Below are 11025 nucleotides of genomic sequence, written 5' to 3'. Positions count from 1 at the left end.
GCTGCTCCAGCGCTATCTCGGCGTCTAGTTGATTTCACCGAGCGCGACGCGACGACGCGGAGTCTTGACGACCTTGCGCTGAAATCGAAAAGGAGGAACACGTCAAATGAAATGCATTGCGGTAAGAACGGTTCAACTGTTGCTGGCGGCGTCAATGTCGGTGACGACTGCACACGCGGCCGAAAACAAGGTCGTGATCGGCGATATCGACGATATGTCCGGCCTGTATGCCGACGTGATCGGCCCCGGCGGCGTCGAGGCGGCCAAGATGGCGATCGAGGATTTTGGCGGCAGCGTGCTCGGGAACAAGATCGAGTTCATGGTGTCCGATCACCAGAACAAGCCCGACGTTGGAGCCCAAAAATTGCGCGAATGGGCCGATCGGGATGGCGTTACGATGATTCTCGGCGGATCGAACACGGGAGTCAGCCTGGCGATGAACAATGTCGCCAAGGAGAAGAAAATTCCGTTCATCGCTATCGGCGCAGCCGGCGCATCACTGACCGGCAAGGACTGCACACCCTATACGGTCCACTACGTCTACGACACGACGGCGCTCGGCAACGGTACCGCCAAGACCATGGTCAAGCAGGGCGGTAAAACCTGGTTCTTCCTCACCGCCGACTACGCCTTCGGCACCCAGTTGCAGGAGTCCGCCTCGAAGGTGGTTGAGGCCAATGGCGGCAAGGTGATCGGCGCCGTGCGCGTTCCGCTCTCCACGTCGGACTTCTCAAGCTATCTGCTCCAGGCCCAAAACGCAGGTGCGCAGGTGCTTGGACTCGCCAATGCCGGCAACGACTTCACCAATTCGATCAAGGCTGCCGACGAGTTCGGCATCGCCAAGACAATGAAGCCGGCCGCATTGCTCGCCTTCATCAGCGACATTCACAGCCTCGGCCTCAAGACCGCACAGGGCCTGTACCTCACCACCGGCTGGTATTGGGATCTTAACGAGAAGACCCGGGCCTTCGCCAAACGCTACTATGAGAAGACGAAGCGCGAGCCCACCATGAATCAGGCGGGCTACTATTCGGCGACCATGAGCTACCTCAACGCGGTCAAGGCTGCCGGCTCCACCAATTCAGAGAAGGTCATGGCGGAGCTCAAGAAGATGAAGATCGACGACATGTTCACTAGCAACGGCAAGATCCGTGCCGACGGCCTGATGGAGCATGAGATGTATATCATGCAGGTCAAGAAACCCGATGAGTCCAAACAACCTTGGGACTATTACAAACTGGTTCACACGATGTCGGGCGAAGAAGCATTCGGAAAGTTGACCGACTCGGCGTGTCCGCTGGTTACACACTGATAGTCGTGTTCCAACCGCGTCGTCGCACAAGAGGAGCGCACCCGCAAGTGCGCTCCTCTTGGAGTACGTAACAGCGGGCGTGCGCGGCGGCACATCCGCGGCGCTTGCTCTCTCGCTGCCGGACAGCCGGACCAAAACTCCGATCCTGGCGGCAACCTATGGTGTCGTGTTGCTCAGCGCTGCGCAAAGCCCCTGTAGAACTCCCCGCAACACCAGCCGGAGCGGGGATTTCAGTACGCCGGGGACGACCCGTCAAGCGCAAGGGCGGAGCCTGCCAGGCGTTTTAGCGCGCCGGTACCGCTCCAGAGCCTGAAAGGATTCCGAGCGCCTGCGAGCACACACACCCGGAATGAGTGCCGCCCGAGAGGGCGGATGATGCAGCTGCTGCCGCCTGATCCTCTCCACGGCCGACTTTCCGGACGCCGTGTTCCGTCGTGGAAGGTTGAAATGACGCCCATGCGATGTATAACCGGGGTTCGGGTGTTCGCTGTATCGACAGCGACAGGAAAGCGATGGTCGGGCCGCCACGCGGAGATCCTGCGCCCGTGAACCACAATCCTCCGTTTGACGATCTGCCGAAAGCCCGGCGGCTGGCCGAACAGGCCCTCAACACCCTTCAGCGGTTCCTGCATGTCGAGGCTGTCAGCGGTGCGGTCCTGCTCGCTGCCGCCGCCGCTGCACTGATCTGGGCGAATTCCCCAGTGGCTCACAGCTATCACGATTTCTGGCACCTTCCGGTGACGATCGCCCTGGGAGAATTCGTCTTTTCACGCTCGCTGCATTTCTGGGTCAACGACGTGCTGATGACCGTGTTCTTCCTCGTCGTGGGCATGGAGATTCGGCGGGAAGTCCACGAAGGCGCGCTGAGCAGGCTGGACCAGGCCATGCTGCCGCTGGTCGCGGCGATTGGTGGCGTCGTCGTCCCGGCACTGATCTATCTGAGTCTTAACGCCGGTCCGGATCGAGGGCAGGGCTGGGCCGTGCCTACGGCGACGGACATCGCCTTCGCAGTCGGAGTGCTCGCCCTGCTCGGACGAAGAATCCCGGTCAATTTGCGGGTCTTCCTCCTTGCTCTGGCTATCATCGACGACATCATTGCAGTGCTGATCATCGCGCTCTTCTACACCGCAGGCCTTCAGCCTGGCGGTTTCGTCGTGTCGATGATCGGCGTTGTCGCCGTCCTGGGCTTTCGCCGGATCGGGGTCGGCTCTGCGCTTTTCTACGTCCTACCTGGTTCTCTGGTTTGGATCGGGTTCATGGCGGCTGGGATCCATCCCACCCTAGCGGGTGTGCTGCTCGGGGTGATGACTCCCGCGCGCGCCATCCCGATGCGGGAACCACCACTGGAGATGGTCTCTCGCGCTCTCAAGCAGTTGCGAAGCAGCGATGCGGTCAGGGCGAAGGATCCGCACAGGTTGGCCCAACCCCTGCGGGACCTGCGCGTGGCCCAACGGGAGCTACTGCCGCCGGTCTCTCGGGTGCAGACGGCGCTGCATCCGTGGGTGGCATACGTCATCATGCCGATCTTCGCGCTGGCGAACGCCGGCGTCGGCCTGACGAGCGTCGATCTACCCGCCGGTGGACGTTTGGTGATGCTGGGCACAGCGCTCGCCTTGGTCGCCGGCAAGCCGCTTGGCGTCGTCGGCGCGACTTGGGCGGCCGTACGACTGGGCTGGTGTCGGTTGGCTCCGGGAGTTTCCTGGGCTGGGGTCTGCTTGGTCGGGCTGCTGGCCGGGATCGGTTTCACCATGTCGATCTTCATTTCGATGCTCGCCTTCGCGGATGAAGGACTCCTGACGGCGGCGAAACTGGGCGTCCTTCTCGGCTCGCTTGTTGCAGCGATGCTCGGCCTCGGCTGGGGCTTCAGCCAAGTCCGGCTCTTGTGAGGTGTGACCCATGCCCTTTAGAGCCCCGCATGTCTCGTTCGTGTCGTTTGCCGTCGAGGTCCAATCCTCCGGAGTGACCCAGGTGATGATCGTCGAGACGGACCTGCATCTGAATCCACGGCATCCCGCCTACGACCGCTTGGCCGTGACGCACTGATCGCAGCGGCAGAGGCGTACACGAGCGCCAATGTGGAACGTCCTTCTTCCATTCGGCTCATTTCGACCCGCAGCGGGGAAATCTACGGTTTCATCAGCCGCGGCCCTGCTACGACTCGTGAGCTGGAGGCCGGTGACCGAGGCGAGGTATTTGAGTGCGGAAGGGTAGCATTGCTCCGGAGGCGAGAAGAATTGGTAGGCGAATATGAAACATGTGCCGTCTTTGCTGGGCGTGGTCGTCCTGTTTTGCATCGTCTTCTTCCTGACGAGAGCGTCTCTTTCGACGCCTCAACTGGCAGGTGGCATTTGCATCGCTCTCCTCGTTTATGCCGCCACTATGGTTTGGCATATCCGCAACATCCTTCGGTGATCGAGAGAGGCGGCCAAGGCGCCGAGCAGCCGATGACCCAGGTCTCGGACCCTCGGAGATGCCGGCGCTCAGGCCGCTAGTCGCACCGGCAATCGCGCCAGCGCGCGGATGCCAAGCCGCTTGTGCCACCTGATGTCTTCGGGCCCACGGGCAAGCCGCAAGTCGGGAAAGCGATCCAGGATGCGCTGAATTCCTATCGACGCATCTGCGCGCGCGAGCTGGAAGCCGAGGCAAAAGTGTACGCCGGTGCCGAACGAAAGGTGCGGATTTGGGTGGCGCGTAATGTCGAACGTGTGGGGCTGCTCGAACCTTGCCGGGTCGCAGTTCGCTGCGGCAAGGAATGCCGCAAACATCTCGCCGCGCCGGACCTGGCGTCCTTGCCAGATCAAATCCCGGGTTGCGAAACGAGGCTTGGTCATCTGCACGGGGGAGACGTAACGAAGACATTCCTCGATGCATGTGGGCATCAGACCCGGGTCTTGGCGCAACCGGCTCAACTGGTCCCTATTCATGAGCAGCGCGTAGAGACCGCCCGATATCAGATGTGTAGTGGTTTCCTGTCCCGCACCGAAGAGCAGGAAGATCATGGAGACGATTTCGTCCTCGCTGAGCGTGTGGCCTTCGATCTCCGCCTCGCGTAGCGCAGCGATCAGACCCTCAGGCCGCGCCCCGCCACCGGGTCTCGAAACGCGTCGAAGGTAGCGCACGACGCTGATCACACCGGGGATGGCGCGGATCACCGCAAAGACATTCGCAGTGTCCTTCAACCCACCCAACCAGTTCTTGAACCGCTCGTGATCCTTCTCCGGCAACCCTAGCATCGCGCAGATTACCGAAAGGGGCAGATATCGGCAGAACTCTGCCATGAGATCGGTCTCGGGCTTGCCGTCCAGCTTGTCGAGCAGCCGATCGGCCGTCTCAACGATCGTCGGCTTGAGAGCTGCGATCGTGCGCCTCTGGAAGGCGTGGTCGACGAGGGCACGCAGGCGACGGTGCTCCGGATCGTCGTGGCCGAGCATGTTCGACGCAAGAAGCCCGAGCGTCCCCGGGAGAACTTTCAATATCCGCTCTTGCGTTCTGCTTCCGGCGTTGGCGGGATCGCGCGCGAAGTCCTGGCTGTTTTTCAACAGTTCTGCGCAGCTCTCATGGCTCGCCGCGAGCCAGGTGCGGCCGACGATCGGCAATCTCAAGCGCACCACCGGGCCTTCGGTTCGCATGCGGTCGAGCGTCGTAAAAGGGTTCGCGTGAAAATCCGGGGACAAGATGTCGAACCGTCGCTCGTCGGACATGTCTGCTTCCGCGCTTCTGTTTGTTGTGGTTGGAAATTGATCGGTGCTGCGTCTCGAAGACAGCCTACTTCAGGCCTTCAATCCTTCACGTCACGCCGGCGCGGGTGGTGCGTTTCGCGGCCCGGCCGAGGGTTGGACACACTGAAAAGTACAGCAGCGTAAATCCCCGCGCATCCCAGGCGTCGTCTGGATGTTCGGCAAGGATAGCACGCGCGACCGGACTGCGGCCGCGCAGGCCTGCAGACTGCAAGGCTGAAGGGGAGCGTTGGATCGGAAGAGCAAGCTGATCCATTCAAGCTGCCTCGGCGCGTGCGCGTCTTGCGTTCAGTGAAAGTACCGGAACTGCACAATGTATACCGCCGCTCCGGCGAAGTATCCGAGAAGCGCGAGTACGCTGATTTTTCGCATGTACCAAATGAACTGGATCTTCTCGATTCCCATCGCGGCAACGCCCGCAGCGGAGCCGATGATCAGTATCGATCCGCCCGTGCCGGCGCAGTAGGCGATGAATTCCCAAAGGAAACTGTCTGGTGGATACTGGCCCATTCCATACATGCCCATCGATGCTGCGACCAATGGAACATTGTCGACGATGGCGCTGAGCAGCCCCAACGCGAGCACGATTGCGTCGGTGCGGCCGATGCTTTGATCCAGCCAAGCTGCAAGGGCGGCCAGGATATGGGTGTGCTCCAGCGTGGCAACGGCCAGCAGAATGCCCAGGAAGAAGACGATTGAGCTGAGGTCGATCTGGGTGAGAGCGTGCGCCACGGTCAACGGCCTTCTCTCCAGCGGTTGCTTCCGGCGATGAATGATCTCGCCGACGAGCCACAATGTTCCCAAGCCGAAGAGGATGCCCATGAAAGGCGGCAGGTGCGTAACGGTTTTGAACGCTGGCACCAGGACCAGGATGGCAATCCCGAGGGTGAACATGACGTTTCGTTCGAAGGCGGGCGTGAACGCATCGTCGCTGCCATCGATCTTGGGAGAAGCGAAAGTTCGCCCCCGCAGCTGGTAATTCACGATGAGCAGCGGGATCAGCATGTTCGTGAGGGACGCGAGGAATAGCGTCTTGACTATGGCGAGAGCGGTGATCTGGCCACCGATCCACAGCATGGTTGTGGTGACGTCTCCAATGGGGGACCACGCGCCGCCTGCGTTGGCAGCGATCACAATCATCGCGACGAACAACAGCCGATCACTTTGCTTGTCGAGCAGTTTTCTGATCAGAGAGACCATGACGATCGTGGTGGTGAGATTGTCCAACACCGCGCTCAGAAAGAACGTCACGGCGCAGATGAGCCACAGCAGGGTCGTCAACTTCTTTGTGTTGATCTGCGAGGTGATGATCTCGAATCCGTCGTGCGCGTCGATGACCTCGACAATGGTCATGGCGCCCATCAGGAAAAATATGATCCCTGCAGTCGAGCCGATGGTCTCGCGGAGCTGTTCGACGATAGCGTCGTGGTCAGTTGCTCCCACGGCATAGATCGTCCAGAGCAGGCCGGCGCCAAAAAGGGCGGAAGCTGATTTCTCTATTTGGATCGGGTGCTCAAGCGCTATAGCGGCATAAACCACGACGAAAACAACGACGAGTGCGACCAGCAAAACGAAGCCTCCGAATCCGGTTTTCGTGGGGATCATGCCCGAACCGAACTGCGCTAAGAAGCCTCATGTGCTGAAAGGCCGCGGTCTAGTATTGTTGGCTTGGGAGAATAAAATGTCTCAACCAAACGGTAGCAGATCAAACTTGTGGGGCTCCCGCGCGAACGGCCCCGTCGGCTGGATTGTCACCGTCGTATCCGTTCTGATGTTTGTCGTGGCCCTGTACGTGTATGCAACGAGTGGCCCACGGACTTCGCCTCCGAATGGGACGGGCAGATCAAGTGATCACTCGCCGGCTCGTCTCTCTGCACCGAGCAAGTAAGGCCCTAGCAACTACTTGGAGTTCCGAAGTCGTTCGCCGCAGGGGCATTGCTTCCGAGCCGGACAAGCAAGAAGCTTAGCAATGTGCCGCATCGGCCGATGCCGTTTCGGCGAGCTCTACTCGCAAGGTCACGCAGCAACAGCCTGATCTTGTGAGCCGCGATATTGGCGTCGTTACCTGGTTAGTAGGCCCGAAATGAGCGCCGCCGCGCCGAGTTCGATGAAACTCAAGATGGTGGGCGGGTAGAGCACCATTGCGGCTTCGAAGCGCAAGAACTTTGGATGCTCGCCGGCCTGTTGGGGCGACCGATGAAGATGAGCACTGCTGCGATTGCCAACATCGCAACTCCGGTCCAGATGTTCATGTCCGCTTCCTCCCGTGACGCGGGAAGCAGACCGACCCCATCGCCGGAGGGCAAGTTGGTCAATGGTCGCATCCACGGCCTGACATGCGCGGCTCATATAGCGTCAGAACGGTCCCGTCGCGTGCAGAGTTGTCGAGCAGCGGGTCAGGATTCCTGACGCAGACGCATCGCACAAGTCCGACTTGCTGGACCAGTTTAACTAGAAAAGGTTTTAGAATGGTGGCGGGAGCCCCGCAAGGATGCGCATGGCCATGGAAGCTCACCATCAAGGTGCGTACGGTACGGACCTTACTCAACGCTACTGCCGGGGAGGGCGTATTGCCAACCGGGTGCGCATCTGCCGATAAACGACAGACCGCCGCACTCGCCGCCGTTGCACGGCTGCTGTTGACTGGGCAATCTCCAGCAGATGGGGCGAGAAAAGTGGATTATCTCACAGGCCGCTTCGGCCTGGTCGTTTGAGGTTTGCCGCCGGGCGATCGACGCGCCGCGACCTCCAAGGCCACGAGGCCGAAGGCGGAGAGAGCGACAAGGATGACGAGTAGCAGCAGGCTGCCGTACATTCAGATGGCTCCTACAGAGCTGCTCCTATGGGGAGCGCGCGATTCAACAACCTGCGGTGTCGACGTCGCAGGTAGAGTGAAGTTGTCGATCAAGCAATTGCACATGCGGACATAAGCAGGCACTTGTGTGTACGCAGGCGAGGCCCATGCCTGCAGCCCGAGCCTTGCCGGCATCTACACGCGAGTTCTCTGGCCTCTACGGCGGGGTAGTTTCTGATACTGCGCAAAAAGTTGCCGGTCGGGGCGCCCTCAAAAAATACGTTTCTCACGGGAGTCTCCACGAACGACACTTCGGGCCAAACGGAATGTAGTGATTGGCAGCTCGCCAGGCAGTCGGGAGATCGCTTGTCGCCGTCAGGAAAATCCTGACTATGAAGACCTCCGTTCGGGCGAGAAGGTTCGGTCAAGTGGCTGCAAGTCAAAACCTCAACTAAGCATCTGCATTGCTCTACTTGTTTATGCCGCGACCGCGGCTTTCCACATTGGTAGGCTCATTCGCTGATCAGGCTAGGGAAGCGCAGCGTCTCGGCGACCTAGCACAACACTGCCGCTGGATGTGCGGCAGCACGAAGGGTTTGGTGCGCTGCACGATGGTAATCGCCCGAGGAGTGGGAGTATGCTTCGACGTCTGCCAAAGACGGCGCTCGAACGCCGCACACAATTCCGTCCAAGGATGGAAAGGCCGCTCTTCGGGGCGGCTTTTCTGTGAGCACGGGGGTTGAAGCAAATGCATCCGAAAGTCCCTATCGACCTTGACACGGAAAGGTCGCGCAAGAGAGCCGTGTGGTTGCGTCAACTAGCTGAAGGGGTGGCTCACCCCGAATTCGCTGAAAAGCTCAAGGATCTGACTGAAGAATATGACGGACTTGCCGAACAATTAGAGCATGAACGCCAGTAGGGCCGGTCTCTCGCGACCGCCTTCTGGGAATGCTGGCTTACCGAACGGAGAGCGGTGCCGCGAAGACCTCTACTTCGCGCCTTCCATCCGTGGCGTCTAGATCTCGACTGGCGTTGGCACCAAGCAGCGCTCGAGTTCGGCTGCATGATGAGCATCAATCCGGACGCCCACTCGGTCCCCGAGCTTGACCACATGCATTGGGGCGTCGAGATGGCGCGCAAGGGCGGCGTGGCACCGGACCGGGTCCTGAACGCGATGGCTCTTCCGGAGATCACCCGCTAACTCCGCCAGAAGCGGCGCGAACTCGAGCACCGGCTGTCCTTTGGACATGATCTGCCACCCGCCGCTGATGCGTTCGACCAGCCCCTGGGAAAAATGTCGAGATCGGGCACTCGCGCGGCGAGGCGCTTGGTCCGGTCCGCCCATTCGCGGCCACTGGTCGCCAGGAGGCCATGTCGCGTTTGACGTCCTCCATGACGGCGAAGCCATCCGGATAGCTCACCAGGATCTTAAGGACCGTCACCTGGAATTTCACGCCCCCCGCATCAATCAGCGCCACATCGGGCGCACGGGACAGGGCTGGCGCCGCCGACTTGCCTGAGGAGGTCAGGGGAAATCTCACCCTTGGTAGCAGCCTCCAGGATTTCGGTGCAGCGGGCGTGCTCGGCGTGCTCGGCCGCGAAAGCTTCCCAGGTCCGGCTCGGGCTTGGGCAGGCGGCGATTTCGGGCAAGACTTCATAGGAAGCGGCGTAGGCAGATTTTTGTCGACGCCCCCCGTTACTACCCCAGAACTGTAACGCGCAATGAGGGAAAAGTAACGCTCAATCCGATGGCCATTGCGGGGCGATTGGCACTTCAACTTGTGCCGTTACTTAAAACGGAATTCCGCGTTACTTTTCTCAAATTTGGGCGGTACTGCGCCAGGTCCGCTCGAGGAAAGACCCATTGACCCACAGTACGTCTCGCAACCCAGCCCAGAGTCGAGCTGCGAGAGGCAGATCAGCACCTCGATTGTACAACCGCACCGCGCCATACGGAATACAGCCGTTCGACACGCTTTTCGGGCCCTTTTGACGACTAGCCTGAACCGAACCCACGGTCTACTCTCTAGTCTCGATACCGGCAGAACTCATCCCCGTTCTCATATTCGAAGCAAGTCTTGACGCGAGGACGCGGCCCGATTTCGTAGTAGGAACGGCCTTCGTTCCGTTCTCCAAAGCCAAATCCCCGGCCGCGATCAATGTCGTCCTCGTCCCGACGTGAGTTGCGTCCCATGGTTCGGTGATCGTCATCTTGATCCATCATGCGGCCCATACGGCGTTGGCTCGGTCGATCGTTGTCCATGCGGTCCTCACTACGCTGCCGCGTGGTCCAATCTCGATTGATCCGCGTCTCCTCTGCGCTGCGTCGCTCTCGGTCCCGGGTTTCGTCGGACTGCTGAGGCGTGCGCTCCGGCTGAACTGGAGTGCTTTGAGTTTGGGACTGCTGCGATCGCTCGGGCGTTGCGGGATTGTCCTGACTGCGAGCGCGGTCTGATTGCTGTGTATCGGGGTCTCGCCGGATGTCGTTTTGTACTTGGGTTGTGTCTGGTCCTGCTTGCTGAGCCCACGCAGCGACGGGGAAGAGGCTAGGAACGTTGAACGCGACGATAGCGACGATAGCTAAGGCTGAATTGCGCATGTCACACCTCGCAAGGTTTGCAGTGTAACCTCGCAGATGGGTGTTCGTTCTTAGTCGCGGGAAATTTTCCGCTCTCCGCGGCAGATGCCCGTGATGGGCCGCAGCTCGAATGTTCCGCCAGCGAGATCCGGTTGCTCGGTTTGCGCTAGGTCAAAAGCGGCCATGGTCCGCCGGGGCCAACCCCCGTAGGTTGGCCTGATCGCGTGCAGGGAGTCCGACGGCGCTCTTACCCTTCTGATCCTGATACAACACCGTTGTGAGAAACTTGGGCGGTGCCCCGTGTTCCAACACCGTCGTATGTGCAGCTGACATCGTGTTGGAACTTTCGCAGCAAAGTTGGCTTTTCACCTCAGCAGGAGGGAAGGTGTTCACAACGAGAGTTCTTGTTCATGCGCAGCATCCGCCTGCTGGCCATTCTTCCGTTCCTTGCTCTCATCGTCGGGCCGTTTTTCGTCAACCGCGCAACCCCGCGCATTCTTGATCTACCGTTCCTGCTGGTCTGGATCGTGGCCTGGATCCTGCTCACCTCTCTCATCATGGCCGTGATCTATGCGACCGACCCAGCCAACCGGCAGGGATGAGC

7 protein-coding genes and 2 pseudogenes are annotated in these 11025 nt (G+C 60.2%); 6 read left to right on the top strand and 3 right to left on the bottom strand.

Features of this window, described 5'->3' with window-relative positions; translation table 11 throughout:
* Nucleotides 1-154 precede the first annotated feature (154 nt).
* From IVB47_RS26685 to IVB47_RS26670, 3 genes are all read left to right on the top strand, one after another.
* On the top strand, nt 155-1312 hold the full coding sequence (locus tag IVB47_RS26685; RefSeq protein ID WP_247399145.1) for an ABC transporter substrate-binding protein: 1158 nt from the start codon (nt 155-157) through the stop codon (nt 1310-1312).
* Nucleotides 1313-1824: 512 nt separating this feature from the next.
* Complete coding sequence (gene nhaA, locus IVB47_RS26675; RefSeq protein WP_247465749.1) at nt 1825-3198, top strand: Na+/H+ antiporter NhaA; 1374 nt, start codon at nt 1825-1827, stop codon at nt 3196-3198.
* Between the two features lie 10 nt (nt 3199-3208).
* Nucleotides 3209-3355: a hypothetical protein gene (locus tag IVB47_RS26670; protein WP_247399140.1), complete on the top strand. Its 147-nt coding sequence runs from the start codon at nt 3209-3211 to the stop codon at nt 3353-3355.
* Between the two features lie 437 nt (nt 3356-3792).
* Here the strand turns inward: IVB47_RS26670 and IVB47_RS26665 are convergent, their stop codons facing one another.
* Complete coding sequence (locus tag IVB47_RS26665; RefSeq protein ID WP_247465746.1) at nt 3793-5013, bottom strand: cytochrome P450; 1221 nt, start codon at nt 5011-5013, stop codon at nt 3793-3795.
* 324 nt (nt 5014-5337) lie between these two features.
* Entirely contained in the window at nt 5338-6618 is a 1281-nt protein-coding gene (gene nhaD, locus IVB47_RS26660; RefSeq protein WP_247399135.1) for a sodium:proton antiporter NhaD, read from the bottom strand.
* Between the two features lie 1973 nt (nt 6619-8591).
* Here nhaD and IVB47_RS26655 point away from each other — a divergent pair.
* Together IVB47_RS26655 and IVB47_RS26650 are read left to right on the top strand one after the other, a co-directional pair.
* Nucleotides 8592-8762: a hypothetical protein gene (locus IVB47_RS26655; RefSeq protein ID WP_247399132.1), complete on the top strand. Its 171-nt coding sequence runs from the start codon at nt 8592-8594 to the stop codon at nt 8760-8762.
* An 84-nt stretch (nt 8763-8846) separates the two neighbouring features.
* A pseudogene (locus IVB47_RS26650) lies at nt 8847-9044 on the top strand (DNA polymerase/3'-5' exonuclease PolX); the annotation flags it as partial.
* A gap of 21 nt (nt 9045-9065) precedes the next feature.
* Here IVB47_RS26650 and IVB47_RS35565 read toward each other — a convergent pair.
* Nucleotides 9066-9297, bottom strand: a pseudogene (locus IVB47_RS35565) (hypothetical protein); the annotation flags it as partial.
* Nucleotides 9298-10831: 1534 nt separating this feature from the next.
* Here IVB47_RS35565 and IVB47_RS26640 point away from each other — a divergent pair.
* Complete coding sequence (locus IVB47_RS26640; protein WP_247399127.1) at nt 10832-11023, top strand: DUF3311 domain-containing protein; 192 nt, start codon at nt 10832-10834, stop codon at nt 11021-11023.
* Nucleotides 11024-11025 lie beyond the last annotated feature (2 nt).

This window comes from Bradyrhizobium sp. 62 (assembly GCF_023073035.1).
In the GTDB taxonomy this organism is placed as follows: Bacteria; Pseudomonadota; Alphaproteobacteria; order Rhizobiales; family Xanthobacteraceae; genus Bradyrhizobium.
This window is presented reverse-complemented; position numbering and strand designations above follow the sequence as displayed.

What these genes read in the sequence shown, in the direction of transcription:
- IVB47_RS26685 (WP_247399145.1), top strand. Translation starts at nt 155, where the DNA reads ATGTCGGTGACGACTGCACACGCGGCCGAAAACAAGGTCGTGATCGGC.
- nhaA (WP_247465749.1), top strand. Translation starts at nt 1,825, where the DNA reads ATGGTCGGGCCGCCACGCGGAGATCCTGCGCCCGTGAACCACAATCCT.
- IVB47_RS26670 (WP_247399140.1), top strand. Translation starts at nt 3,209, where the DNA reads ATGCCCTTTAGAGCCCCGCATGTCTCGTTCGTGTCGTTTGCCGTCGAG.
- IVB47_RS26665 (WP_247465746.1), bottom strand. Translation starts at nt 5,013, where the DNA reads ATGTCCGACGAGCGACGGTTCGACATCTTGTCCCCGGATTTTCACGCG.
- IVB47_RS26655 (WP_247399132.1), top strand. Translation starts at nt 8,592, where the DNA reads ATGCATCCGAAAGTCCCTATCGACCTTGACACGGAAAGGTCGCGCAAG.
- IVB47_RS26640 (WP_247399127.1), top strand. Translation starts at nt 10,832, where the DNA reads ATGCGCAGCATCCGCCTGCTGGCCATTCTTCCGTTCCTTGCTCTCATC.